Source organism: Serratia sp. JSRIV006, assembly GCF_019968685.1.
GTDB classification, from domain to species: domain Bacteria; phylum Pseudomonadota; class Gammaproteobacteria; order Enterobacterales; family Enterobacteriaceae; genus Chania; species Chania fonticola_B.
In genome coordinates, this window is record NZ_CP074137.1 from 1,433,305 (window position 1) to 1,459,139 (window position 25,835).

The 25,835-nt window shown below is 54.2% G+C and carries 21 protein-coding genes; 14 read left to right on the plus strand and 7 right to left on the minus strand.

Features of this window, described 5'->3' with window-relative positions; all coding sequences use genetic code 11:
• Positions 1-10 precede the first annotated feature (10 nt).
• The 6 genes from hyi (at position 11) to KGP16_RS06495 (ending at position 7,635) form a co-directional block, all read left to right on the plus strand.
• Positions 11-790, plus strand: a complete 780-nt coding sequence (hyi, locus tag KGP16_RS06470; RefSeq protein WP_071682986.1) for a hydroxypyruvate isomerase — start codon at positions 11-13, stop codon at positions 788-790.
• A 10-nt stretch (positions 791-800) separates the two neighbouring features.
• A complete protein-coding gene (gene glxR / locus KGP16_RS06475; protein ID WP_021180090.1) occupies positions 801-1,682 on the plus strand; it encodes a 2-hydroxy-3-oxopropionate reductase in 882 nt (293 codons plus the stop codon).
• Between the two features lie 205 nt (positions 1,683-1,887).
• Positions 1,888-3,342, plus strand: coding sequence for a putative allantoin permease (locus KGP16_RS06480; protein WP_223499056.1), 1,455 nt, complete (start codon positions 1,888-1,890; stop codon positions 3,340-3,342).
• 74 nt (positions 3,343-3,416) lie between these two features.
• Complete coding sequence (allB, locus tag KGP16_RS06485) at positions 3,417-4,778, plus strand: allantoinase AllB (protein ID WP_094981171.1); 1,362 nt, start codon at positions 3,417-3,419, stop codon at positions 4,776-4,778.
• Between the two features lie 71 nt (positions 4,779-4,849).
• Complete coding sequence (locus KGP16_RS06490; protein ID WP_059200047.1) at positions 4,850-6,157, plus strand: uracil/xanthine transporter; 1,308 nt, start codon at positions 4,850-4,852, stop codon at positions 6,155-6,157.
• A gap of 131 nt (positions 6,158-6,288) precedes the next feature.
• The gene (locus KGP16_RS06495; RefSeq protein WP_021805432.1) at positions 6,289-7,635 is read left to right on the plus strand and encodes an MFS transporter; all 1,347 of its coding nucleotides are present in this window, start codon (positions 6,289-6,291) and stop codon (positions 7,633-7,635) included.
• 266 nt (positions 7,636-7,901) lie between these two features.
• Here the strand turns inward: KGP16_RS06495 and allE are convergent, their stop codons facing one another.
• The 4 genes from allE to allD all read right to left on the minus strand — a co-directional run bounded on the left by allE (position 7,902) and on the right by allD (position 12,423).
• Positions 7,902-8,687, minus strand: a complete 786-nt coding sequence (gene allE, locus KGP16_RS06500) for a (S)-ureidoglycine aminohydrolase (protein WP_024486475.1) — start codon at positions 8,685-8,687, stop codon at positions 7,902-7,904.
• Between the two features lie 44 nt (positions 8,688-8,731).
• Positions 8,732-10,009: an MFS transporter gene (locus KGP16_RS06505; protein ID WP_059200049.1), complete on the minus strand. Its 1,278-nt coding sequence runs from the start codon at positions 10,007-10,009 to the stop codon at positions 8,732-8,734.
• Positions 10,006-11,253 (minus strand): allantoate deiminase, encoded by a 1,248-nt coding sequence (gene allC / locus KGP16_RS06510; protein ID WP_021805429.1) that lies wholly within the window; start codon positions 11,251-11,253, stop codon positions 10,006-10,008. Before allC ends, KGP16_RS06505 begins: the two co-directional genes overlap by 4 nt.
• Positions 11,254-11,373: 120 nt before the next feature.
• Positions 11,374-12,423, minus strand: coding sequence for an ureidoglycolate dehydrogenase (gene allD / locus KGP16_RS06515; RefSeq protein ID WP_021805428.1), 1,050 nt, complete (start codon positions 12,421-12,423; stop codon positions 11,374-11,376).
• 364 nt (positions 12,424-12,787) lie between these two features.
• On the opposite strand from allD, the gene KGP16_RS06520 reads away from it, so the two are divergent.
• The 6 genes from KGP16_RS06520 (at position 12,788) to KGP16_RS06545 (ending at position 20,270) form a co-directional block, all read left to right on the plus strand.
• Positions 12,788-14,455, plus strand: a complete 1,668-nt coding sequence (locus KGP16_RS06520; RefSeq protein ID WP_223500988.1) for an acyl-CoA synthetase FdrA — start codon at positions 12,788-12,790, stop codon at positions 14,453-14,455.
• Positions 14,456-14,464: 9 nt separating this feature from the next.
• On the plus strand, positions 14,465-15,730 hold the full coding sequence (locus KGP16_RS06525; RefSeq protein ID WP_223500989.1) for a DUF1116 domain-containing protein: 1,266 nt from the start codon (positions 14,465-14,467) through the stop codon (positions 15,728-15,730).
• A gap of 43 nt (positions 15,731-15,773) precedes the next feature.
• Entirely contained in the window at positions 15,774-16,592 is an 819-nt protein-coding gene (locus KGP16_RS06530; RefSeq protein WP_218519766.1) for a DUF2877 domain-containing protein, read from the plus strand.
• A 70-nt stretch (positions 16,593-16,662) separates the two neighbouring features.
• Positions 16,663-17,565: a carbamate kinase gene (locus KGP16_RS06535; RefSeq protein ID WP_021805424.1), complete on the plus strand. Its 903-nt coding sequence runs from the start codon at positions 16,663-16,665 to the stop codon at positions 17,563-17,565.
• Between the two features lie 43 nt (positions 17,566-17,608).
• Positions 17,609-18,835 (plus strand): MFS transporter, encoded by a 1,227-nt coding sequence (locus tag KGP16_RS06540; RefSeq protein WP_223500990.1) that lies wholly within the window; start codon positions 17,609-17,611, stop codon positions 18,833-18,835.
• 74 nt (positions 18,836-18,909) lie between these two features.
• Positions 18,910-20,270 (plus strand): IS3 family transposase gene (locus KGP16_RS06545; protein WP_223501497.1). Its coding sequence is split into 2 segments (ribosomal slippage): positions 18,910-19,405 and positions 19,405-20,270, totalling 1,362 coding nucleotides; the frame shifts between segments, so codons are not numbered across the junction.
• Positions 20,271-20,327: 57 nt separating this feature from the next.
• Here KGP16_RS06545 and KGP16_RS06550 read toward each other — a convergent pair.
• From KGP16_RS06550 to tesA, 3 genes are all read right to left on the minus strand, one after another.
• Complete coding sequence (locus tag KGP16_RS06550; protein WP_021805422.1) at positions 20,328-21,182, minus strand: co-chaperone YbbN; 855 nt, start codon at positions 21,180-21,182, stop codon at positions 20,328-20,330.
• An 85-nt stretch (positions 21,183-21,267) separates the two neighbouring features.
• On the minus strand, positions 21,268-22,044 hold the full coding sequence (locus tag KGP16_RS06555) for an SDR family oxidoreductase (RefSeq protein WP_021180073.1): 777 nt from the start codon (positions 22,042-22,044) through the stop codon (positions 21,268-21,270).
• A 25-nt stretch (positions 22,045-22,069) separates the two neighbouring features.
• Positions 22,070-22,708, minus strand: a complete 639-nt coding sequence (tesA, locus tag KGP16_RS06560) for a multifunctional acyl-CoA thioesterase I/protease I/lysophospholipase L1 (protein WP_051363221.1) — start codon at positions 22,706-22,708, stop codon at positions 22,070-22,072.
• Here tesA and ybbA point away from each other — a divergent pair.
• On the plus strand, positions 22,679-23,365 hold the full coding sequence (gene ybbA, locus KGP16_RS06565) for a putative ABC transporter ATP-binding protein YbbA (RefSeq protein ID WP_037375255.1): 687 nt from the start codon (positions 22,679-22,681) through the stop codon (positions 23,363-23,365). The genes tesA and ybbA overlap by 30 nt on opposite strands.
• Positions 23,362-25,794, plus strand: a complete 2,433-nt coding sequence (gene ybbP / locus KGP16_RS06570; protein ID WP_223500991.1) for a putative ABC transporter permease subunit YbbP — start codon at positions 23,362-23,364, stop codon at positions 25,792-25,794. The genes ybbA and ybbP overlap by 4 nt, the downstream gene beginning before the upstream one ends.
• Positions 25,795-25,835 lie beyond the last annotated feature (41 nt).

The following is a 25,835-nucleotide window of genomic DNA, read 5'->3' on the forward strand; positions in this document are numbered from 1 at the left end:
GAGCAGGCTCATGCCGAAGTTTTCAGCCAACTTATCGATGTTGTTTAATGAAGTCGATTTTATGCAGCGTTTTCGTTGTGCCAAAGAGCAGGGATTCACGGCGATTGAATATATGTTTCCCTACGATTATTCCGTGCAGGCGTTGAGGGGCGCTCTGGAAGAGAATCAACTCACGCAGGTATTACAAAACCTGCCAGCCGGGGATTGGGCTGCGGGTGAGCGGGGTATCGCTTGCCTGCCAGGGCGCGAGTCCGAGTTTCGTGATGGCGTAGGTCTGGCGGTGGAATATGCCCGTGCGCTGGGCTGTGCGCAGATCAACTGCCTGATCGGTAACCCGGATAAGTCCGTCGCCAAACATAAGACCGATGAGATTGTGGTCGCTAACCTGAGCTATGCGGCAAGGGAGTTGGCCAAGGCGAATATTCGTCTGTTGATTGAACCGATCAATAAATACGATATGCCCGCCTTCTATCTGCAAACCACTCGTCAGGCGTTGGAGCTGATGGATTGGGTCGCGAGCCCTAACCTGTTTATTCAATACGATATCTATCACATGCAGCGCATGGAGGGCGAACTGGCCCAAACCATGGAAACGCTGTTACAGAAAATCGCGCATATCCAGGTTGCCGATAATCCGGGGCGCCATGAGCCAGGCACCGGGGAAATCAATTACGACTATCTGTTCCGCGCGCTGGACAAGATGGGCTATCGCGGTTGGATTGGCTGTGAATACAAACCTGCGACAACGACGGCTGCCGGCCTGTCATGGATTAAGCAATATCAACATTGAGGGACACATCATGAAAGTAGGCTTTATTGGTTTAGGGATCATGGGCACGCCAATGGCGGATAAGCTGATCGCAGGCGGCCATCAGCTGTATGCCAACACCTTGCATCAGGTTCCGCCGGAGCTGGTGGAAAAAGGGGCCATCGCCTGTGCTACTCCCAAGCAGGTGGCCGAGCAGGCTGACGTCATTTTCATTATGGTGCCCGATACGCCTCAGGTGGAAGAGGTGTTATTTGCGGCCAATGGCTGTGCCGAAGCGCCGCTCAAAAACAAGATCCTGGTGGATATGAGTTCTATCTCGCCGCTGGAGACCAAGGAGTTTGCCAAACGTATCAACCAACTGGGCGCCGATTACCTGGATGCGCCGGTCTCCGGTGGTGAAGTCGGGGCCAAGCAGGGCAGCTTGACCATTATGGTCGGCGGTGACGAAGGCGTATTTGGGCGGGTAAAACCGTTGCTGGCCCTGATGGGGAAAAACATTACGCTGGTCGGCGGCAATGGCGACGGCCAGACCTGCAAGGTCGCCAACCAGATTATTGTGGCCCTGACGATCGAAGCGGTATCCGAAGCGCTGATATTTGCTGCCAAAGCGGGTGCCGATCCGGCACGGGTCCGTGAAGCGCTGATGGGCGGCTTTGCCTCATCGCGCATTCTGGAAGTGCACGGTGAGCGGATGATTAAACGGACCTTTGAGCCGGGCTTCCGTATCTCCCTGCATCAAAAGGATCTCAATCTGGCGCTACAGGGTGCGAAGTCGTTGGCGCTCAGTTTGCCAAATACCGCCACTTGCCAGGAACTGTTCAATCTCTGTGCGGCCAATGGGGCCAAAGATCTGGACCATTCCGCGTTGGTACAGGCGTTGGAAATTATGGCTAACCATAAAGTGGCTGGCTAAAGAGTAAGGCTTAACAAGTTGCAGGTGCCTTCCGCCTGCAACTTGAATTCTGGTTATCGTATAGTTGTTTAATGGTTATATTCCTGTCTGTCTTGGCCGTATTGGTATTTGACTAATATAAAGATTAGAACATCAGTTTGTTGCAATGATAATAAGCAAAAAATTACCTACGCTATTTTCTTATATAATATAAGAAGGACCTGTCATGGAATCTATTAGCAATAAGCAGAGAGAGATTTACCAACGGCGCGGCTATCATGAGGATCTATTACCCAAAGAAGCGGATAAAAAAACCTGGAAGGGAATTAACTATTTTACCTTGTGGATGGGTTCGGTACATAACGTTCCCAACTATGTGGCCGTCGGGGGCTTCTTTATTCTTGGGCTTTCCACCTTAAGCATTATGGCCGCCATTATTCTCAGCGCCTTTATTATTGCCTTTGTGATGGTGATGAACGGCGTTGCCGGTTCGAAATACGGTATTCCTTTTGCCATGATCCTACGTGCCTCTTATGGCGTGCGTGGCGCGTTGTTTCCAGGGATCCTCAGAGGCTGCGTGGCCGCCATCATGTGGTTTGGCTTGCAGTGTTACGCAGGCTCGCTGGCCTTCCTGATCCTGATTGGCAAACTGTGGCCACAGTTTCTGACCTTGGGTGGGGATTTCAACCTGTTGGGGATCGGCCTGCCTGGGCTGATTGCCTTCCTGATTTTCTGGGCGGTGAACGTGGCTATCGGCCTGGGTGGTGGCAGCATTCTTAACAAGTTTACCGCGATCCTCAACCCCTGCATCTACGTGGTGTTTGGCGGCATGGCCATTTGGGCTATCTCCATCGCTGGCCTGGACAACATCATCGCCTATGTTCCAGCCAATGCTATAACGACTAACAACGGCGGCTTCATGTTCCTGGTGGTGATCAATGCGGTGGTGGCGGTATGGGCCGCTCCGGCGGTCAGCGCCTCGGACTTTACCCAGAATGCCAGCAGCTTCCGCCAGCAGGCTTGGGGGCAAACGCTGGGTCTGGTTGTGGGATATCTATTATTTGCCGTCGCCAGCGTCTGTATCCTGGCCGGGGCCAGTATTCATTACGGGGTTGATACCTGGAACGTGCTGGATATCGTGCAGAAATGGGACAGTATTTTTGCCTCGGTGTTTGCGGTGCTGGTGATCCTGATGACGACCATCTCAACCAACGCGACCGGTAACATCATTCCTGCGGGCTACCAGATTGCCGCCATCGCACCGAAAAAACTCACCTACAAAAATGGCGTGGTGATTGCCAGCATCATCAGCCTGATTATCTGCCCGTGGAAACTGATGGAGAATCAGGAAAGTATTTACCTGTTCCTGGATGTGATCGGCGGAATTTTAGGGCCGGTGATTGGTGTGATGATGGCGCATTATTTCATCGTGATGCGCAGCGAGATCGATCTAGACACCTTATATATCGAACCCGGTAATTATAAATACTACGATAACGGCTTTAACAGCGTGGCGTTTATTGTAACGCTGTTTGCCGTGTTGCTGTCGTTGGGCGGTAAGTTCATTGAGATACTCGAACCTTTATCACGGGTTTCCTGGTTTGTTGGCGTTATCAGCGCATTCTGTTTATATGCGCTACTCAAAAGTAGAACAGTAGTTAATCGGCAAGAATATACCTGAAGTGAATATGAGAAAGAAGTCAATAACCCTAAGCGTAATAATATGATACTTTAATTTCACGAAGGAGCATGATTATGTCATACGATTTAATTATCAAGAACGGTAAGGTTGTTTTAGAACATGATGCCATCATTACCGATATCGCGGTTAAAGAAGGTAAGATTGCTGCCATCGGCAATGGTCTTACCGGCGCTAAAACGGAGATTGATGCCAGCGGAATGGTGGTGGCACCGGGCATGATCGACGCCCATGCGCATATGTCCGAACCGGGCCGTACCCATTGGGAAGGGTATGAAACCGGTACGCGTGCTGCGGCCAAGGGTGGTATCACCACCATGGTCGAAATGCCGCTCAACCAGCTGCCAGCCACGGTGGACAGAGCCTCGATAGAAATGAAGTTCTCGGCCGCAGAAGGCAAGCTCACCATCGATGCGGCCCAGTTTGGTGGCCTGGTTTCCTACAATCTGGATCGGCTGCATGAACTCGATGAGATTGGCGTGGTGGCCTATAAATGCTTTGTAGCGACCTGTGGCGATCGCAGCGTCAGCAATGACTTCCGCGACGTGAACGACTTTGAATACTTCAAAGGTTTGCAGACCTTGGCCAAGCTGGATCAGTTGGTGGCGGTACACGCCGAAAACGCCCTGATTTGCGATGCGTTGGGGGAAGAGGCCAAGGCGGAAGGACGCGTAACGGCACACGATTATGTTGCCTCTCGCCCGGTATTTACCGAAGTTGAAGCGATCCGCCGGGTGCTGTATCTGGCCAAGGTCGCGGGTTGCCGCTTGCATATTTGCCACGTCAGTAGCCCGGAAGGGGTGGCAGAAGTGACTCGCGCTCGTCTGGAAGGGCAACAGGTCACCTGTGAGTCCTGCCCGCACTACTTCGTGCTGGATACCGACCAGTTTGAGGAAATTGGCACCCTGGCCAAGTGTTCACCGCCGATCCGCGATGCGCAGAACCAAAAAGGGCTGTGGGATAAGCTGTTTAACGGTGAGATAGACTGCCTGGTGTCCGACCACTCGCCATGCCCACCGGATATGAAAGCGGGCAATATCATGCAGGCCTGGGGCGGGATCGCCGGGATACAAAACTGCGTCGATATCATGTTCGATGAAGCGGTGCAGAAAAGGGGCATGTCACTGCCGGTGTTTGCCAAATTGATGGCGACCAACGCCGCCGATATTTTTGGTTTGAAGCATAAGGGGCGCATTGCTGTAGGGAAAGATGCCGATCTGGTGTTCATTCAACCCAACAGTAGCTACGTACTGGCTAGCGGCGATCTCGAGTATCGCCATAAGGTCAGCCCGTATGTGGGGCGGAAAATCAACGCCCGGGTGGCCAAAACCCTCCTGCGTGGCGAAGTGATTTACGATATCAAGGCGGGCTTTGGCGTTCGTCCGATCGGTAAATTTGTGCTTAAACATCAGCAATAACAGATGTTAATCAGCGCCCGTCACCGGGCGGGCGCATGAATGATGAGATATTGGATATGAAGGAAGCACCCATGAACGGGTTATGTGCCAGTCGTAGCAGTTGGTTATCGGGCTTGCAGTGGTTCTTTTTCATTTTCTGCAATACGGTGGTGATCCCGCCGACCCTGCAATCGGCATTTAACCTCTCCGCCGGCGTGACCTTTTGTATTACCCAATATACCTTTATCTCAACGGCGCTGGCCTGCCTGGCGCAGGTGTTTTTGGGCCATCGGCGAGCCATTATGGAAGGGCCAACGGGGTTATGGTGGGTGACCATTTTAACTCTGACCCTGGCGGAAGCGGCCAACGGCACGCCGCTGCCAGAAATTGGTGGCAGCCTTGCGGTGGGGATCCTGATCTCTGGCATTTTGACCATCCTGATTGGGGTTAGCGGCTTGGGGTTTCACCTGGCACGCCTGTTCCGTCCGGCGGTGATGGCTACGTTTATGTTTTTGCTGGGGGCGCAGTTAATCACCATCTTTATGAAAGGGATGCTGGGGTTACCTTTTGGCGTTTATACCGGCGTCGTGACCATTAACTACCCGGCCTTTTACTGGGCGTTGACGGTGTTGCTGCTGATTATCGCCATTATTGCCTTTTTACCGCGGGCGATCGGCAAATATGCGCTGTTAATCGGCACCCTGGTTGGCTGGGGCGTTTACAGCTGGTGGTTTGCACCTACCGGAACGCCTATCACGGGCAGCGATTGGGTGCTGTTCCCACTCGGGTGGCCGCAGGAATTACATGGGGGAATTGTGATCAGCGCCGTCCTGACCGGTTTGGTCAACGTGTCGAATAACTTTGCCGCCATTCGCGGCACCGATATTTTTTATGCGGACGGCCCGGCGGGCAGAAGCCTGTTCCGGCGTAGCTTTATGGTTTCAGGCGGACTGACTTGCCTGGCTGCTCCACTGGGCGTGGTGCCTTTCTCGCCTTTTGTCTCTTCCATTGGCCTGCTGACCCAGACACAAGACAGCAGCCAGCGCTCGTTTATTATTGGCAGCGTGGTATTCCTGTTGGTGGGGATGTTGACGCCGCTAGCGCAATTTTTTTGCAGTATTCCGCTCACGGTCAGCAGTGCCGTTATGTTGGCCTCTTATCTGCCTCTGCTGTTCTCCTCGGTGCTGTTTATCAACAAGATCGAATTGAATAGCCGCAACATTTATCGGCTGGCGCTACCGCTGTTTTTGGGCGTATTCCTGATGAGTATGCCTTCCTCCTTCTGGCAGGGGGTACCGATCACCATCAGGCCGCTATTCAGCAATGGCCTGTTGGTTGGTGTGCTGCTGGCGGTGTTGGTTGAGAATAGTATTCCGTGGGATAAGGTAAAACCACGTTAGCATTTATAATACAGCAATTAATCAATATTGTTTAAATTCCCACCGCCCTGTCTTTAATAACCAGGGCGAGTTAATCCAATGACAGTGAAATAAAATCTGAAATAGCAGGATGCCAACCAAGGAGATCCGATATGGCGACCAATAATGCTGCGATTGATCAAGCTATTCTGGCCAGTCCCGACAAGGCTAAACTCTACCGTAAAATAGCCTGGCGAATTATGCCGATATTACTGATTAGCTATATCGTCGGTTATCTTGATCGCGTGGGGATATCATTTTCAAAGTTCCAAATGATGCCGGATATTCTGCAAGGTAATGTGTCGATGGCGGAGGCGGTTTATGGCCTCGGTGCCGGCGTATTTTTTATTGGTTATATTATCGCCGGTGTACCCAGTAATATCTTACTGAGTAAGTATGGTGCGCGGAAGGTCATTGCCCTGTTGATGTTGGTATGGGGCACGATCTCAATGCTGAGTATTTTTATTACCAATCCCACACAGTTTTATCTGGCACGATTCCTGCTGGGGTTAGCCGAAGCCGGCTTTTATCCGGGGGTGATCCTCTATCTGACACTGTGGTTCCCTTCAAGCCAGCGGGCAAAAATGACGGCGTTGTTTGTTTGCGGGATACCGGTAAGTAACATCATTGGTGGGCCACTTTGCGGTTGGATTATTGAAAACATGAATGGCATGTTTGAGCTGTCCGGTTGGCAATGGTTATTCTTTATCAGTGGGCCGCGTGCATTACTGATTGCGGTCGTCATTTTCTTCTTCCTGGATAATACCTATCAGAGTGCTAAGTGGCTCAGTCCACAAGAAAAAGAGATGATCACTCAAGATATGGCGCAGGGAACATCGAAAAAAGTGGGTGCTGATGGTACTGCACAGGAGTGGACAATGAAGACCATGCTGAAGTCTTCCGCCTTCACGAAAATGTGGTTGATCTGTTTCTGCACGGTGATGGGGCAAGGGGGATTGGCCTTCTGGGTGCCAACCATGATCCGTGATACGGGGGTAAGCTCGGTGTTGGATATCGGTTTGCTGACCATGCTGCCGTATATGCTGGCCGTTGTCGCTATGCTAATGGCTGCGCGCAGCTCTGACAAACATCGAGAAAGGCGTTGGCATATTATTGTTCCTTTCTGTATTGCTGCGGTTTCGTTGATCTTTATCGGCCTGTTCCCAGATAATAAAGTCATCGTAATGGTGGCATTATGTATTGCCGTCGCCTCCAGCCTGGTGCCTTCGCCCCTTTTCTGGAGTTTGCCAAATGCTATCTTTACCGGTACCTGCGCTGCCGCTGGGATAGCGTTAATTAACTCGATTGCCAATATAGGGGGCTTTATTTCTCCTTATATTATTGGTTACTTTAAAAATACTACGGAAAGTAATCTGGTCGCGATGTGTGTGCTATCCAGTATGATGATACTGGGGGCAATACTGACCTATAGCGTTCCGGCAAAACTGGTTAATAAATAATAGCCGATAGAATATCGGTTACTGATAGTCGCTCCGATTGATAAAAAACCATGCTCTCTCTGCCTATGTGGTGATCTATTTCATTGGCAGATGGGTATGGTTTTTTTATTGCCTAATGGTGAAGAGGATAATGTTATGGTGGTGATATTAAAAGTGGGATGAGTAATAGGTGACCCGGTGTTGGGAAGATTGATTGCTGAATGAACAATAAGACTCTGATTCAATCAAATAGGCCACGCGAAACTCAACGTGGCCTTGAAGCGGGGTTAGAAATCGACGTCGCGGTTGCAGTCTTTCGAGTAGATATAGCTAAACTCTTCCTGGCCCACCGCATAACCGGCTTGCGGAACGTAGGCAGCCATAAAGATGTAATCCCCTTTCTTGACCGGGATCCACTCGTTATCCAGGTTATACACCCCAGCACCGCTGAGAATATATGCCCCATGTTCCTGCACGTGGGTCTCGATGTAGCCATGGCTGGCACCTGGTTTGAAGGAAAGAATGTGGATGTTCATATCGAACCCCAGATCCTTAGGCAGCAGATCTTGCAGGATCACATCGCTCATCCCTTCATAGTGAATTCTTTCCAGCTTGTTGACGTTGTTGCTCACCACATGGGCTTCATAGCCCTTGATACGGTTGTAGACACGTTTGTAGAGGAACAGCTGGCTTGGCTTGCCGCCGTTGGTATTCTCCAGGCGCAGCATCACGCCGGCAGGACAATACAGATAGCCGCCGGTGGTGAGTGGATAATCGGTGCTGTCGGCTGACGCGGTGATGTTACCTTCGATAACGTAGACCAAGGTTTCAATATTCTCACCGCCAAAGCCTTGCTGGTTACGGCCGCCATCATGCAGCGTCACCAGATAATCGACAAAAGTGGCGCCCAGTTTCGGGGTGGCAAGAATGGTGACGTCGCAATTCTCGAAGCCAGGAATGATGTTACGCACCAGGCCATCGGGTGGGATCACGGCATAGTTGTCGCGTTTGATAATGGAGCGCGAAGCCAGGATATCTTTTGGATAGCCAATCTGATTATTGATATAACCCACGTTAATTCTCCTGATTAGTCAGGGCCGCAGCCCTACAACAAAAATTATGCTTGTGCCGCCGTTTGGCGATTGTTTTTCTGTTTCATCAATACGTTGACAGTAAAGAAGATCACGGTGCCGATCAGCAGGATGGCGGCCGAGATATAGAAGCCCATCACCTTGGAGCCGGTGCTGTCGGAGATCACCCCGGTGAGGAATGGAGCAATCACCGAAGAGGACATGCCGAAAAAGTTAAACACGCCAAAGCTGGTGCCGTAGCCTTTCTTCGGAGCGTTATCTGCCACGAAGGAGATCATGATCGGATCCACCGCCAGCTTGCCGAGCAGGCCGTAAAGGATCAGGCTGACCAGCAGGGTAGTGGAGTCCGGTGAGATCACGGTGCAGACCAGCGTCACGGCGGCACAGATTTGCAAGAAGATGATCAACTGCACTTTCTTGGCGCGGAAACGGTCAGACATACGGCTGAAGAACAGCGCCCCGGGCACGGAGGCAAAGGCCACCAGTGCGGCAGAGAAGCCGATGGCCACGCCTTCGAACCCCCGTTCCTGTTGCAGGAAGGAAGGTAGCCAGGTCACGATCATGTAGTAGCCATAGCAGGTGGCGAAATACATCACGTAGGCGGAAATCATCCGCAGGCTGAACAACCCGCTGGCTTCTTCGGTCTCTTCCACTGGCGTGGCCGCAGAGGCCGCCGGGCTGGCGGCCAGAGAAGCGGTGTAGGAGCCCCCCTTGATCACCAGGAAGAACACTACCGTCATTACCACCAGCAGGCCGGTGATGATAAACAGCATGATTTGCCAGTCCATCCCCATGCTTTTCACCAGCAGGCTGGAGGCGATCAGGCCAATGGCCATCCCCAGCGCAGAACCGCTGTTGATAATGGCGGTGGCTAAACCACGGCGTTCCAACGGAATGTTTTCTGATGACAGCGAGTAAGCCGAGCCATAGTAAGAGCCACAGCCCATGCCGGCCAGCAGGCTACCGGCGTAGATCATAGTCAGGCTGGTGGCGTTGCCGATCAGCAAGGTGGCGATGATGAACAGGCAAAAGCCTGGGATCAGCACCACCTTTTTGCCGAACTTATCCACCAGGATCCCGGCCGGGATCTGCATCCCGGTATAGGCAAAGAAGTAGAAGCTGGCGATCAGGCCCATCTCGGCGTTGGAATGCGAGCCGATGGTCGCCTGGATCTCAGGGAAGATCGGTGTCAGCACCGTGCGGTAAATCCAGATCACCGCCCAGCCCAGGCACAGGACCACCACGATTTTTTTCCAGTACAGCGGATCAAACCCGGTGTTGGAGGCGGTTTTGCTGTTGCTCATAGGCGGGCTCCCTGCTCGGTATAGGCCAGTTGATATAAGGTATGCGCCAGAATTTTCACCCCTTCGGCCAGATCGGACAGTTCGGTTTTTTCCGCCGGGTTATGGCTGATACCGGCAATGCTTGGCACAAACATCATCACCGTCGGCACGTGTGGGGCAAAAATCTGTGAGTCGTGACCTGCACCGCTGTGGATCATGCGGTAGTTCATCTTATGGCTTTCACACAGATGGCTGACGCAGGCCAGCAGCTGTTTGTCCATTGGGATCGGCGTTTCATCCATCCACAGGTCGATCTCGACCTCAATGCCCATTTCGGCACAGATGCGCTGAATATCGGCTTCGATTTCTTGGGTAAAACGCAGCAGCGTCGCTTTGTCGGTGTGGCGGCAATCCAGGGTGAAATGAGTGAAACCAGGCACGACGTTGACGGTGTTAGGCTTGGGCTCGACCTTGCCAAAGGTCAGCACCAGCGGGTCGCCTTCCGCTTTGGCCTTGGCGATGGATTCGCAGCAGATCCGGCTGAAGGCATAAACGGTGTCCTTACGGTAGCCCATCGGCGTGGTGCCCGCGTGGTTGGCCTCGCCCTTGAGTTTGATATCGTAGCGGCGCTGGCCGACGATACTGGTGACCACACCAATGGTTTTTCCTTCGGTCTCCAACACTTTGCCCTGCTCGATATGCAGTTCAACGAAGGCGGCGATATCTTTGCGCAGCGGCTGGTCTTGCGGGCGGAAGTCAAAGCCTGCGCTATGCATGGCGTCAACGAAATTCACGCCTTTGGCATCACAGATGCTTTTGACTTCTTCCGGGCGAGCGGAGCCGATAATGTTTTTACTGCCCCAGAAAACGTAAGGGAAACGGCTGCCTTCCTCCTCGGCCAGCGAGATGACTTCCAGCGTGCGCAACGGCGCGCCGTAGGTCTCTTTCAGATGTTTGATCGCCAGATAGGCGGCTTCGATGCCAAACTGACCATCAAGGTTGCCGCCGTTGACGACCGTATCGATATGCGAGCCAGAAAGGATCACCTGATCGGGATATTTGCTGCCCTGCAGGCGGCCGGATAAATTGCCGACGGCATCAAAAGAGGTTGTCAGACCGGCGGTTTCAAAAGCCTGCTTCAGCGCCCGTTGGGCTTCCACCCACTCAGGGGTATACAGCAAGCGCGTCATGCCACCGCTGGGATCTGCCCCGATCTTGGATAACCAGCCAGAAGTTTCACTAATTTCTTGTTGGAAATTCTTCATATTTATCTGCCTGCTTGTAACGTCCCTGAGACATGCGCCAATTCAGCTTTGTCGGGAGGGTTGATAAGGAAAATGGCGGTGAAAATAGCTTTTCTCCGCCTGATTTAATTAATCTGACGATTAACTGGCAAACGGATCTTTATGGTCGTAGGAACGCTGGTAAATATCGTCAGAAATCAGATATTGATAAATGTCGTCAACAATATCGATGCCATTCTTTTCATTTTCTATTTCACGCATATGGCTACCCTGGCCAGGATAGAGCACTTGTTTCACGCCAGGTGCCGGTTTGATTTCGTTCAGTTCTCTCATTACCTGGCTGATATGTTTGCGGAAGGTCACTTCATTGGTGAAATAGCTTGGGTTGAGTACGATATGCAGCTGGCCCAACTCCCGGCCTGCGCTTAAATCGTGATACATCGAGCTGACGTGTTTACCGAACGGCAGGCCAAGCAACACGCCGGATAGAATATCGACCATCATCATCAGGCCGTAACCTTTTGGCCCGGCGATAGGCAACAGTCCGCTGACGGCGAAAGGATCGGTGGTGTTATTGCCTTCGCTATCTACCGCCCAGGTATCCGGGATTGGCACGTTGCGTGAGCGGGCGTCCAGCACCTTGCCCCAGGCCTGAACCGTGGTGGCCATATCGAAGGTCATGATGTCGTCGCCTTCGGCCGGTGCCGAGAAAGCGATGGGATTGGTGCCGTAATAGACCTCTGCGCCGCCATAAGGGACGACCATCGGATCCGACTGACACACTGAGATGCCAATCATGCCCGCATGGGCGGCCTGTTGCACAAAGTAAGACAGCGCACCACTGTGGCCGATGCGGCGAACGCCTACCACCGCTACGCCGTTCTCTTTCGCCATTTCGATGGCGCGATCCATACTCAGTTTGGCCGCGACGTGCCCGGCACCGTTGTCGCCATCAAAAACTGCGCTGCAAGGGCCGGTTTTTTCAAAGGTGAAATGCGGGTTGTTATTGGTGCCGCCTTTGCTGATGCGTTCAGAATAATATTCTACCCTCACCGCGCCGTGGGAATGGATCCCGCGCGCATCCGCATGGACCAAAACGTCCGCGACAATCCCGGCGTGTTCCTGGCTTAGGCCTGCAGAATGAATTTTATTTTGAATCAGTTGATGCAGTTGCTGCTTAGAGACTTTCATAGACAGTCCTTTCATTACTACGGTTTATTTAAACTATCTCTAACGCCTACTGTATAAACCTGGGGCTGTAATAATGTGATCCAGACGGCTATTATTTTATTGGCTTAAATTTTCGTTGAATGGCATTACCATTGTTAGATTATTTTTAACAAAGCGCCGTCTTTCTGACGATTGAATTCAATTAATCCCCGCCGGACTTGATGATTTTTTCTAACAATGGGCAAAGTGTGATGAGACTCACCTTCGTCAACGGGTTTTATTTGTAGCTTGGCCAATAAGAATATGGGGTTTGAAATAACTAGGTGACTAAAAATATCTGAGAACGCCCATTGCGAAGTTCACATGCTGTTTTAAGGATATCACTATGATCCATGCTTTTATAAAAAAAGGGAGCTTTCAGGATTCCGTCAGCCTGATGCTAATTTCCCGTAAGCTCAGTGAATCACCCAACGTCGAAGAAATATCGGTCATGATGGGGACGCCGGCCAATAAATCCTTACTTGAAGCGACCGGCTTCTGGCATCCGCAATTTAGTGAAGCGACTCCCAATGATATTTGCGTGGCGATCAAGGCGGAATCTGCCGATGACAGCATCAACGCACAGATCGGTGAAGCGTTAGACCTGGCGTTGAAAGCCATCGCCCAGGGGCAGCAGGGGGGGAAACGCCTGCTCAAGGCACGCAGTTGGCGCATGGCGCGGCAGAAGCTGCCGGATGCCAATATGGTGCTGATCTCCATTGCCGGGGAATATGCCGCGCAACTGGCCGATCAGGCACTGGACGATGGCTGCAACGTGATGATGTTTTCCGACAACGTCAGCGTTGAGCAGGAAGTGGCGCTAAAAACCAAGGCGCGTGACAAGGGCCTGATCGTGATGGGGCCAGACTGCGGCACGGCCAATATTGCCGGGGCACCGCTGGCCTTTGCCAACGTCGCTCCTAAAGGCATGATCGGCATCATTGGCGCTTCGGGAACGGGTATCCAGGAGCTGACCTCACAAATTACCCTGGCCGGGCAGGGTGTCTCTCACGCCATTGGCTTGGGTGGGCGTGATTTAACCGCCGAAATCGGTGGCATCAGCGCTATCAGCGCACTGCGTATGTTGGCGGCCGATCCGCAAAGCCAGGTGTTGGCGTTTGTCTCCAAGCCTCCGGCCGAAGCGGTACGCCAACGGGTTATCAATGAGATGAAGACCCTTGGCAAGCCGGTTGTCGCGTTGTTCCTTGGTGCCAAGAACGCACTGAAGCAGGAAGATAACATCACCTTTGCCGCGACGTTGGATGAAGCCGCCCGCCTGGCAGCGATGTTGGCAAACGTGCAGCAAATGGCCGCACAGCAACCTGCGGTATGCGGTGGCAAAATCTCCGGTCTGTATGCCGGTGGCACGCTGGCGGCGGAATGCGCCATGTTGCTGGCCGATCGGTTGGGCGTGGAGGCTGACAGCAAGCACCAGCATGGCTCGATGCTCAACGCCGATGGACACCGCATTATCGATATGGGGGACGATTTCTACACCCAGGGTAAACCGCACCCGATGATCGACCCATCTACCCGTAATCAGGAAATCGCTCGCCTTGCTCAGCAGCCGCAGATTGGCGTGTTGCTGCTGGATGTGGTGATTGGCTATGGCGCCCAGGAAGATCCCGCAGATTCTTTGGCTACCGAAGTCAAACGCGTACGCGAACAGCGTGGTACGGCCCATCCGCTGGCAGTTATCGCCACGGTGACAGGCACCGAACAAGATCCCCAGCAGCGTTCCAAACAGATTGCCACGCTCAACGAGGCGGGCATTGCCGTGATGAATTCGCTGCCTGAAGCGGTAGCGCTGGCCTGCCAGTTAATTGCCCCTCCTGCGCTGGGTACTAACGAACCCGCACCCGCCATGCTGGCCGGTGTTTCCGTGATCAATGCAGGCTTGCGTAGCTTTGCCGACGATCTGCAAACCAACGAAATTTCAGTGGTGCATTACCAATGGGCCCCGGTGGCCGGTGGTAATCAACGATTGGCTAACATACTGAAAAATTTAAAGTAAGGGATTGATATGACCGCAACTATTGAACAAGCAAACGCTGCCGTTATCGCCAGGATCCGTGAAGCCCGCCCACATTGGCAGGATGTTGATTTAGCGAAAAACCTGATCCCGCAGTTGGCGCAGGGGAGAAAACTGCTGCATGCCGGGCCGCCGGTCACCTGGGCGGAAATGAGCGGCCCGGTACGCGGTGCCTGCATTGGGGCCTGCCTGTTTGAGCAATGGGCTGACAGCGAGCAACAGGCGCTGGCGCTGCTGGAGAACGGTGAGATTGAGTTTATCCCTTGCCATAACGTCAGTGCCGTTGGCCCGATGGGGGGGATCACCTCGGCGCATATGCCGCTGGTGGTGGTAAAAAACACCGTTCATGGCAACCATGCCTACTGCAACCTGAACGAAGGGATCGGTAAGGTGATGCGCTTTGGTGCCTATGGGCCAGACGTGCAGGTGCGCCTGCGCTGGATGCGTGACTCACTGGCACCGGTACTGAAAGAAGTGCTGGCCACCTTCGATGAGGGGATTGACCTCACCGCCGTCATGGCTCAGGCCATCACCATGGGGGACGAGTTCCACCAGCGTAATATCGCAGCGTCGGCGCTGCTGATGCGTCTGCTGGCCCCGAAAATCAGCCTGCTTGAGCGGGACAACGTTGAACTGGCCAAGGTCATGCAATTCCTCAGCATCACCGATCAGTTCTTCCTCAACCTGGCGATGGCCTATTGCAAGGCGGCCATGGATGCCGGGGCCGAGATTAAACAAGGCACCATCGTGACGGTGATGACCCGTAACGGCAAAAACTTTGGCGTCAAGATCAGCGGCATGGGCGACCAGTGGTTTACCGCGCCGGTCAATACGCCGGAAGGCCTGTTCTTCTCCGGCTATAGCCAGGCCGACGCCAACCCGGATATTGGCGATAGCGCCATTACCGAGACCTTCGGCATTGGCGGCGCGGCCATGGTCGCTGCACCAGGCGTGACCCGCTTTGTCGGTGCTGCCGGTGGCATGAGTGCCGCGACCGATATCTCCGAAGAGATGGCCGAGATTTACCTGGAACGCAACATGATGCTGCAAATCCCAACCTGGGACTTCCAAGGCGCCTGCTTGGGGCTGGATGCCCGTCGGGTGGTGGAAACCGGTATTACGCCGTTGATCAACACCGGGATTGCCCACCGTGAAGCCGGGGTTGGGCAGATTGGTGCTGGTACCGTGCGTGCTCCATTAGGCTGCTTTGAAAAAGCCATCGAAGCGCTGGCAGAAAAGCTGGGCATCAGCGCGTAACAACCGGTTCGCCCGGAGGTAACTCCGGGCTAGGGAGCAAGTTATGGACATCACCGCGTTAGCCATCAGCCGCTATGCCACGCAAGATTACGGTCCGTTACGCTGTGTGGGGCGTTTCAACAATGCCATCAACTTTCTCTCGCCCAACGATCGGTTACTGACGCTGCACCGTGAAGGACGTGGGCTTAGCCCGATGGGCTGGGAAATTGGCGACGACGACTTCGACGAAATCTTTGACAGCCTGCCTGCAGCCCAGCATTGCCAGCTTTCAGCGACGGGGATTGAGCTTGAGGACATTGCCATCTACCGCCAGGGGAGGTGTTTGGATCTCTGCCTGAAGGTGAGCGGAGAAATTGCGTTGCCGCCATTGGCTACCGCGATCGCCGATGTTGATGCCCAGACCGGCCTGTTTGGCCGCCTGGATAGCCTCGTTGATCAACCGCATTGCCTGGAAATTCGCGAGCTACAGCAGCACTTTACCGCCTGGTTGTTGGGGCAGAAAGTAGACTGGAGCCTCGTGCTTGGCAAAGGCCCTGGCTTGACGCCAAGCAATGATGACACAGTGCTGGGCATGTTGCTGGCGGCTCATCTCGATAGCCGCGTGGATGTCGCAAGGTTGCCGTCCTTTTTTGCCGCCAGCCAACCTTTAAACCAGCTGACCACCCTGGTCAGCGTCCACTATTTGCAGTTTGCCGAGCAGGGGATCTTCTCCACCCCGGTACAACTTCTGGCACATGCCTTACTCAGGCCCCAAGAATTACCCGCGGCCATCAACGACATGTTGGCAACCGGCCATTTTTCCGGTGCGGACACGCTATTGGGCGTTTTACTGGGCGTCATGGTTATCAATCGTCTTTATTAATTCATCAGCGCAAAACCATACCAAGTGTCGTTCGGTATGGGCTGTTATTACTTAAAAAATGGATATCCGAATGGAAACGTTAGTTATTGCCTTGGGGGGCAACGCCCTGTTAAAGCGTGGCGCGGTGTTATCTGCAGAGAATCAGTACCAGAGCATTGCGCTAATTGCCGATGCCATTGGCAAGCTGGCCAAGAAATACCGCATCGCCATCGTGCACGGTAACGGCCCGCAGGTAGGGTTGCTGGCGCTGCAAAACCTGGCCTATCGCGATGTTCCTCCTTATCCGCTCGATATTCTGGTGGCGGAAAGCCAGGGCATGATCGGCTATATGTTGGCCCAGCAGCTTGGGGCGTTCCATCCTGCTCAGCCGGTATCCACGTTGCTGACTCGCGTCTTGGTAGACAGCGAAGATCCGGCGTATCGGGAACCCAGCAAATTTATCGGGCCGGTTTATGAGCCACAGCAGCAAGCCGAGCTGGAACAAAAGTATGGCTGGAGCATGAAGCTGGATGGGAAATACCTGCGCCGGGTGGTGCCTTCCCCTGAACCGAAAAAGATCGTCGATATTGAAGCGATCAATCTGCTGTTGGCGAAAAACCACATCGTGATTTGCAACGGCGGTGGCGGCGTTCCGATGGTGGCCAGCGCACAGGGAATGATCGGCAGCGAAGCGGTGATCGACAAGGATCTGGCCTCTGCATTACTGGCCGAAGCCCTGGATGCCGATCACCTGGTGATCCTCACCGATGCGGATGCGGTGTATCAGCACTGGGGCACGCCGCAGCAAAAAGCCATTCGCTCGGCCACCACCCAAGAGCTGGCCCCGATGGCGGTAGCCGATGGTTCGATGGGGCCAAAAATCATGGCGGTCAGCCGCTTTGTCCAGCGTAGCGGCAAGGTGGCACATATCGGTGCTCTGCAAGATATCGAGTCGGTACTGGCAGGCACCGCGGGGACATTAATTACGCCGTAATACTGGGTGGGCCTAGCGGCCCATCAACCAAGGGAAAATGAATATGCAAACTATAAAAACAGAGCGAATGCCCTATTGGATTAAAACCGTCGTGATCTTCTTCCTCGGCTGGGTGGTTATCTATGCCGGGCGTTCGGTACTTAGCCCCATCATGCCGCAGATCCAAACCGAGTTCGGGCTGTCAAAAAGCCATCTGGGCTTAATCAGCAGCCTGTTCTTTCTGACCTACACCCTTTTACAGGTGCCTGCCGGACTATTGGGCGACCGCTTGGGCAGAAAACGCATTCTGGTTAGCGGCTTTATGCTGTTTGCGCTGTTTATCGCTGCCGTCAGCATCTCATCCAACTTTCTGATTTTTATCGTGCTGTGGATGCTGACCGGCGCTTCGCAAGGCGTCTATTATGGCCCGCAGTATGCGCTTTCTTCCGAGGCCATCCCCAAGAAATGGATCACCTTGGGCAGTGCGGTGATCGGCAGTGGGATGTCGTTTGGTATCGCGCTGGGGTATTACCTTTCCAGCTTTATGATCGAGCATTTTCATACTTCGTGGAAGATGCCGTTCCTGGCGATGGCGGTTCCGGTATTGATTGTGGCGCTGCTGATGCTGTTTTTCATTCGGGAAAAAGCGCCGCAAAGTGCGGGCGATACCCCAGCCGCTACAGCAACAAAGAGCGAATTCAGTTTCCTGGATCTGTTTAAAAACCGTAACCTGCTGATGGCCTACATCACCATCTTTTGCTCGATCTACGGCTTCTTCGTGATCATTACCTGGCTGCCGTATTATCTGCAAAAAGAACGCGGCATGGATATTGTGCACGCCGCCAGCATCGCCTCCATCGTGCCGTGGATCTCGGTACTGGGGACGCTGATTTGCAGCTATATCTCCGACAAGCTGGGCCGCAGAAAACCGGTGGTACTGTTTATGCTGCCTTTCTCACTGCTGGCGATCTTCGGCATCGTCTATTCCACCAGTGAAGCGGCGTTGATTGGCGTATTGGTGCTGTATGGGTTTATCGGCAAAATCAGCCTCAATCCGGTACTGATCGCACTGGTGGCAGACAACGCACCGCGTGCCGCGCTCAGCACCGCTTTCGGGCTGTATAACTTCTTTGGTATGGCGGCGTCGATCTTTGCACCTTACGTGACCGGCTTTATTGCCGACAGCACGGGGACGCTGAATGCGGGGTTCTACTTTGCCGCGATGATCACGGTGGTGGGTTTTATCGCCATGCTGTTTGTCAAAGAGGGGAAACCGGCGCAGGAGGCTTGATGTTTCATGCGGGGCGCAACCGTTGAACTGAACCCCAAATGTTGGACAAACATCTGACATTTGGAGGTACAGTTCTGATGAAGTATTCACTTCAGTTCAAACTTGACGTTGTCCGGTACTATCTTGCCGGACTCGGCGGTCAAAAACAGACCGCTAAGAAGTTTTCTATTGCCCATGTCCAACTACGCAGATGGATTGCCGCTTATCAGCATCATGGGGAACAGGGGCTGCGGGTAGGACGCAAGCAACATTACACACCTGACTTCAGGCTCTCTGTTGTCGAATTCGCGCTTTCAAATCCGCTCTCTTTAGCGACAGTCGCCGCTAAATTCAATATTCCTTCTTACCTTACTGTGGAACGCTGGATTAAACTCTATCGGGAGAATGGGGCTGAAGCCCTCAACCTGAATAAGCGTAGTCGCCAAATGCGTCAGCATCCCAAAACCCCCCATGCCGATAAATCGCCTGATGAGTTGACCCCCGAAGAGATGCGGGAGGAAATCGAGTTTTTACGTGCGCAGAATGATTACATAAAAAAGTTGAGAGCCTTGATGCAACAGAAGGAAGCCCAGACTCGTCGAAAAGGGCAAAAATAATCAGAGCATTGAGGTCAGAACACCGTTTGGAGGTTTTGCTGTGGGCCGGAAAACTGCCGCGCAGTACGTATTACTATTGTTGTAAAAGCCATCAAGCACCGGATAAGTATGGTGAAACCAAGCAGCAAATAATGGCTGTTTTTAACGAGCATAAAGGCCGTTACGGCTATCGCCGGGTGACCAGTGTTCTTCGAAAGATGGGGGCTGTGCTAAATCATAAAACCGTGCAAAAACTGATGGTTGAGCTGCAATTGAAATCGCCCGTTCGCCGTAAAAAATACCGTTCGTACAAGGGACATGTCGGTAAAGTGGCCCCGAATACCTTGCAGCGCGATTTTACCGCTCTGGAGCCTAACCAAAAGTGGGTGACCGATATCACGGAGTTCCGGGTGGCGGATAAAAAGCTGTATTTATCGCCGGTACTCGACTTGTTTAACGGTGAAATCATTGCCTATGAGATGTCCCGTAAACCTGTGTTCAGTCTGGTAAAAACGATGCTGGATAAGGCGCTCAGTACGCTAAAAACGGAAGAAAAGCCGTTGCTGCACAGTGACCAAGGTTGGCACTATCAGATGGCGGCTTATCAGCATCAGTTGCAGGAAAATGGGATAGAACAGAGCATGTCTCGCAAGGGTAACTGCCTGGATAATGCGGTAATGGAAAACTTCTTTGGCCATCTGAAAGCTGAACTGTATTATTTACAACGCTTTGAGAGTGTGGAACAGCTGTCTGAAGAGATAGACATGTACATAGATTACTACAATAACCATCGTATCAAACAGAAGCTCAAAGGCCTGAGCCCTGTGGAGTACAGAACGCAGGCTTTGATGGTTGCTTAATTTTAAACCGTCCAACTTCTTGGGGTCAGTTCACCGTGCGGCTGCGCCCATGTTCGATTAATACAGCAGTGAATACAGCTGGCGACGGTATTTGGCGGCCAGCGCATCGCCAGTCCCCAGTGCGGCCAGAATATCCATCAAGGTCTTGCGGGCGCTACCGTTAGCCGCCGCCAAATCCTTTTTCAGATGACCCATCAGCAATTCCAGCGCTTCTTCGTTGCGGCCAACCTGATGCAGTTGCAAGGCTAGCTGCACGGCCAGCTCGACGTTTTCCGGCTGTTGCTGAACCTGCTGCTGTAACTGCTGAATTTCTGGCGTATCGGCAGCCTGCTTCATTAGCTCAATCTGCGCCACCAGGCCGAGGTAACGGGTATCGCGATCCTGCAATGGAATGGTCGCCAGCACCGCTTCGGCATCATCCGTCTTGTTCAGGGCGATCTGGGTTTCCGCCAGCGTCAGGCCGATATCGCTGCGCTGATTGCTGAGACTCCAGGCATCTTTCAGCAAAGGCAGAGCTTCTGCTGCACGGTCTTCCTGCAATAGCTCAGTGGCTTCCGCCAGCTTGAGGTCTTCGGCTTTTGGCAGGAAACGCTGCAGGAATTCGCGGATCATCTCTTCCGGCTGCGGCCCTTGGAAACCATCAACCGGCTGGCCATCCTTGAACAGATAGACGGTTGGCAGGGAACGCAGGCCAAACTGGGCGGCGATTGCCTGCTCGGCATCGCAATCCACCTTCGCCAGAACGAACTGACCTGCGTATTCCGCCGCCAGTTTATCCAGTATCGGGGTGAGCTGCAGACAGTGCTGGCTGCGATCCGACCAGAAGTAGAACAGCACCGGCTGGGACATGGACTGTTCCAGAGTCTGGTGCAGGTTAGTTTCGTTAATATCAACAACGGCTTGAGCTAGCATGGTTTCTCTCTAATCTGATCTTGCGGAGCCAATCTACTCTAGATGGGGGCAAAGCGGCGCGCTTCAACCCTTGGCCCCCGTTTGCTTAACCATTACTGCGCAATAACCAGTCCAGTGCACGGCCCGGCAGCAGGCGGCGCAGGATGCTCATGGTATGCGCCAGCAGAGTAACCGGGTAGCGCAGCTTGGCTTTGGGGCTTTCCAGCGCGTGGCGCAGCTTCGGTAACACCGCTTCGGCAGGCAGCGTCAAACGCTTGGCGATGCTTGGATTGTGCACCGGTTTATCGCTCTGCGCCTGATTGACGTTCTGGGTGAAATGGGTCGTCAGCGGGCCTGGCTCGATCAGGCTGACCTGAATGCCGCTGCCGTGCAGCTCCATACGCAACGCGTCCGACCAGGCTTCCAGCGCAAATTTGCTGGCGGCATAGGCCCCACGCCCGGCGCTGGAGATTAACCCCATCACCGAACTGGTCTGAATAATGCGCCCTTCACCATGCGGCAGCATGGCTGGCAGCAGCAACTGGGTGAGCTGGTGGGTGCCAAACAGGTTGGCGGAGAATTGCCGTTCCAGCTGTTGGCGTGAAACCGAGCTGAGTGGCCCGTAAACGCCGAAACCGGCATTGTTGAACAGACCGTACAGCCGCCCGTTGGTCAGCTCGATCACCTGCGCGGCGGCGCGTTCTACGCTGGCGCTATCGTCCAGATCCAGCTCAATGCCTTCCAGCCCAAGCTGGCGCATATTTTCCACATCTTCCGGCTTACGGCAGGCGGCCAGCACGCGATAGCCACGGTTACGCAGATCTTGCGCTGCAATCAATCCTATCCCGCTGGAACAGCCGGTTATCAATACCGCTTTTTGCATAACTTTACCTAGTAGCTAACCCTATTCAGTTAGACTCATGTTTAACTAGTGGTTCCAGCTGTTGCGCCATCCAGGTGGCGATAAACGGCTGGGCATCCTGATTGGGGTGCAAACCGTCATCCTGCATCCATTCCGGTTTGATCACCACCTGTTCCATATAAAACGGCAGCAGCGGGATGTTGAACTGCTTGGCCAACGCAGGATACAGCGCACCGAAGGCCTCGGTGTAGCGGCGGCCATAGTTTGGCGGAATATGAATTTGCATCAGCAGCGGTTTGGCCCCCGCCTGCAAAACCAGCGTGATAATCTGGTTGAGGTCGCGCTCGATATCCGCAGCCGGGAAGCCGCGCAGACCATCGTTGGCCCCCAGCTCGATCAGCACCCAGCGGGGCTGATGTTGTTTCAACAGCTCGGGCAAGCGTGCCAGCCCCTGAGCGGCGGTGTCACCGCTGATACTGGCATTGACCACGGTCGGGTGGCCAGGTTGTTTCTGCCACTCATCGGCCAGGCGAGTGGCCCAAGCTTGCGCTACCGGCAACCGATAGCCAGCACTTAAACTGTCGCCCAAAATCAATAAGGTATCGGCCGCGACAGCACGTAAACTGAATAATCCCAACAGCAAAAGGAAGGGAAGATGCCAGCGGAAAACGTTCTTGAAGTTCATCATCTTAGTAAACACGTTGGTCAGGGTGAGCATCAGCTTACCATCCTTACCGGAGTCGAGCTGGTTGTCAAACCCGCGCAGACAATTGCGCTGATCGGCGAGTCCGGTTCGGGGAAATCGACCTTGTTGGGCATCCTTGCCGGGCTGGACGACGGCAGCGAAGGCGAAGTTAGCCTGCTGGGGGAATCGCTGACCGCGCTGGATGAAGAAGGGCGAGCTGCGCTGCGGGCAAAAAACGTCGGTTTTGTGTTCCAGTCTTTCATGCTGGTCCCCACCTTGAACGCGTTGGAAAACGTACAACTCCCTGCGCTGCTGCGTGGTGAAAGCGATCGTCAAAGCCGGGACCAAGCGGTGCAACTGTTGGAACAGCTGGGATTAGGCAAGCGTCTTAATCACCTGCCAGCGCAACTTTCCGGCGGGGAGCAACAGCGTGTGGCGTTGGCACGGGCGTTCAGTGGCCGCCCTCGGGTGCTGTTCGCCGATGAACCCACCGGCAACCTGGATCGCCAGACCGGTGAGCGCATTGCCGATCTGCTGTTCTCCCTCAACCGCGATTTCGCCACCACACTGATCCTGGTCACCCATGACGAGACCCTGGCGGCTCGCTGTCAGCGGCGGCTGCGCTTGCGTGAAGGCAAGCTGTGGGAGGAAGCATGATTTGGCGTTGGTTCTGGCGTGAATGGCGTTCGCCTTCGCTGCTGATCGTCTGGCTGGCGCTGACGCTGTCGGTGGCCTGCGTGTTGGCACTGGGCAGCATCAGCGATCGCATGGACAGAGGCTTGAGCCAGCAAAGCCGCGACTTTATCGCCGGGGATCGGGTATTGCGTACCGCGCGCCCGGTGCCGGAAGGCTGGCTGCTCGATGCCCAACAACAGGGGCTGAAAGTCAGCCGCCAGCTCTCTTTTACCACCATGACCTACGCAGGGGATCGTCCGCTACTGGCCAACGTCAAGGCTACCGATGCGGCCTATCCGCTGTATGGGCAATTGGAAACCTTGCCAGCCAATCTCAAACCTGTGCCAGGCAGCGTGTTGGTGGCTCCGCGTCTGTTGGCATTATTGGATATCAAGGTCGGCGACAATCTGGAGGTGGGGGATACCACGTTACGCATCGCCGGTGAAATCGTGCAGGAGCCGGACTCCGGTTTCAATCCGTTCCAGACTGCACCTGGCATTATCATCAATCTGGCCGATGTGGATAAAACCGGAGCGGTACAGCCGGGCAGCCGCCTGACCTACCGTTATATGTTTGCCGGTGCGCCAACCGATATTCAACGCTATGAAGAACGTCTCAAACCGCAGCTCAAACCCGATCAGCGCTGGTATGGGTTAGAGGAGTCCGGCAGTGCGTTAGGCAAATCGCTACAGCGTTCCCAACAGTTCCTGCTGCTTTCGGCATTGCTGACCTTGCTGCTGTCGATTGCCGCCGTAGCGGTAGCCATGAGTCACTATTGCCGCAGCCGCTATGACCTGATTGCGGTGCTGAAAACCCTGGGGGCTGGCAGAAAGGCGCTCAGCAAGCTGATTATTGGCCAGTGGTTGGCGGTGTTACTGCTGGCGGGAACCTGCGGCAGCGTGATTGGTCTCGGGTTTGAAGCGGTGTTAATCCGCTTGTTGGCACCGGTGTTGCCGGGGGAACTCCCCGCAGCCGGGGGCTGGCCGTGGCTGTGGGCGATGGGGGCTCTGGTCATGATTTCTCTGCTGGTTGGGTTGCGCCCGTACCGACAACTGCTGGCGACTCAGCCACTGCGCGTACTGCGCCGGGATGTGGTGGCTAACGTCTGGCCTTTGCGTTACTTCCTGCCAGCTACTGCGGTGATTGTGGTCGGGCTACTGACGGTATTAATGGGGGCAAGTACGCTACTGTGGGCCATTCTGGCCGGTATGGTGGTGCTGGCCTTGCTGCTGGGGGGAATAGGCTGGGGCAGCCTGTTGCTGCTGCGGCGCATCACGCTGAAAAATCTGGCGCTGCGGTTGGCGGTGAATCGTCTGTTGCATCAGCCTTGGGTGACGATCAGCCAGTTAGCGGCGTTCTCGCTGTCGTTTATGTTACTGGCCCTGCTGCTGGTCTTGCGTGGCGATCTGCTCGATCGTTGGCAACAACAGTTACCGCCAGACAGCCCGAACTATTTCCTGTTGAATATGACCACGGCACAGGTTCCACAGGTGAAAGCCTTCTTGCAACAGCATCAGCTGCATGAGGAAACCTTTTATCCCATCGTGCGTGTACGCCTGTCGGAAATTAACCAGCAGGTGGCGACGGAGCGGGTGCATGAAGACGATCCCGGTGGCGAGGCGGTGAACCGTGAACTGAATCTGACCTGGCAACGCGATCTGCCGGACCATAACCCGTTGACGGCAGGCTCCTGGCCGCCGAAAACCGGCGAGGTCTCGATGGATGAAGGGATCGCCGGCAGGCTCAAGATCCAGCTGGGCGATACCTTGACGTTCAGCGGCGATACCCAATCGTTCAGCGCTAAAGTCACCAGCCTGCGGCAGGTGGATTGGGAAAGCCTGAAGCCGAACTTTTACTTTATCTTCCCGCCGGGTACATTGGACGGCCAGCCACAAACCTGGCTGACCAGCTTCCGCTATGACGGCGACGGCAAGGTGCTGACCCAGCTCAACCGCCAGTTCCCAACCCTGAGCCTGCTGGATATCGGTTCGATCCTCAAGCAGGTCGGCGGCGTGTTGCAGCAGGTGAGCAGGGCGCTGGAGGTGATGGTGGTGCTGGTGGTGATCTGCGGCGGTCTGTTGTTGATGGCTCAGGTACAGGTAGGGATGCGGCAACGTAGGCAGGAGCTGGTGGTTTACCGCACGCTAGGCGCAGGTAAACGCCTGTTGCGCGGTACGCTGTGGTGCGAGTTTGCGTTGCTTGGGCTGGTAGCCGGGATCGCGGCGGCGGTGGGGGCAGAAGCGGCGCTTTGGCTGTTGCAGACCAAGGTGTTCGACTTCCCGTGGGCACCTACGCCGGTGCTGTGGTGGGCGTTACCGCTGCTGAGTGCCTTGCTGCTCTCGCTGTGTGGCGGCTGGCTTGGCGTGCGCCTGCTGCGCGGCCGGGCGTTGTTTCGCAGCTACGAAGGGTAAGCGGCGAATAAAAAAGGGTTCAGCGTGGCTGAACCCTTAAT

What these genes read in the sequence shown, in the direction of transcription:
- hyi (WP_071682986.1), top strand. Translation starts at nt 11, where the DNA reads ATGCCGAAGTTTTCAGCCAACTTATCGATGTTGTTTAATGAAGTCGAT.
- glxR (WP_021180090.1), top strand. Translation starts at nt 801, where the DNA reads ATGAAAGTAGGCTTTATTGGTTTAGGGATCATGGGCACGCCAATGGCG.
- KGP16_RS06480 (WP_223499056.1), top strand. Translation starts at nt 1,888, where the DNA reads ATGGAATCTATTAGCAATAAGCAGAGAGAGATTTACCAACGGCGCGGC.
- allB (WP_094981171.1), top strand. Translation starts at nt 3,417, where the DNA reads ATGTCATACGATTTAATTATCAAGAACGGTAAGGTTGTTTTAGAACAT.
- KGP16_RS06490 (WP_059200047.1), top strand. Translation starts at nt 4,850, where the DNA reads ATGAACGGGTTATGTGCCAGTCGTAGCAGTTGGTTATCGGGCTTGCAG.
- KGP16_RS06495 (WP_021805432.1), top strand. Translation starts at nt 6,289, where the DNA reads ATGGCGACCAATAATGCTGCGATTGATCAAGCTATTCTGGCCAGTCCC.
- KGP16_RS06505 (WP_059200049.1), bottom strand. Translation starts at nt 10,009, where the DNA reads ATGAGCAACAGCAAAACCGCCTCCAACACCGGGTTTGATCCGCTGTAC.
- allC (WP_021805429.1), bottom strand. Translation starts at nt 11,253, where the DNA reads ATGAAGAATTTCCAACAAGAAATTAGTGAAACTTCTGGCTGGTTATCC.
- allD (WP_021805428.1), bottom strand. Translation starts at nt 12,423, where the DNA reads ATGAAAGTCTCTAAGCAGCAACTGCATCAACTGATTCAAAATAAAATT.
- KGP16_RS06520 (WP_223500988.1), top strand. Translation starts at nt 12,788, where the DNA reads ATGATCCATGCTTTTATAAAAAAAGGGAGCTTTCAGGATTCCGTCAGC.
- KGP16_RS06525 (WP_223500989.1), top strand. Translation starts at nt 14,465, where the DNA reads ATGACCGCAACTATTGAACAAGCAAACGCTGCCGTTATCGCCAGGATC.
- KGP16_RS06530 (WP_218519766.1), top strand. Translation starts at nt 15,774, where the DNA reads ATGGACATCACCGCGTTAGCCATCAGCCGCTATGCCACGCAAGATTAC.
- KGP16_RS06535 (WP_021805424.1), top strand. Translation starts at nt 16,663, where the DNA reads ATGGAAACGTTAGTTATTGCCTTGGGGGGCAACGCCCTGTTAAAGCGT.
- KGP16_RS06540 (WP_223500990.1), top strand. Translation starts at nt 17,609, where the DNA reads ATGCAAACTATAAAAACAGAGCGAATGCCCTATTGGATTAAAACCGTC.
- KGP16_RS06550 (WP_021805422.1), bottom strand. Translation starts at nt 21,182, where the DNA reads ATGCTAGCTCAAGCCGTTGTTGATATTAACGAAACTAACCTGCACCAG.
- KGP16_RS06555 (WP_021180073.1), bottom strand. Translation starts at nt 22,044, where the DNA reads ATGCAAAAAGCGGTATTGATAACCGGCTGTTCCAGCGGGATAGGATTG.
- ybbA (WP_037375255.1), top strand. Translation starts at nt 22,679, where the DNA reads ATGCCAGCGGAAAACGTTCTTGAAGTTCATCATCTTAGTAAACACGTT.
- tesA (WP_051363221.1), bottom strand. Translation starts at nt 22,708, where the DNA reads ATGAACTTCAAGAACGTTTTCCGCTGGCATCTTCCCTTCCTTTTGCTG.
- ybbP (WP_223500991.1), top strand. Translation starts at nt 23,362, where the DNA reads ATGATTTGGCGTTGGTTCTGGCGTGAATGGCGTTCGCCTTCGCTGCTG.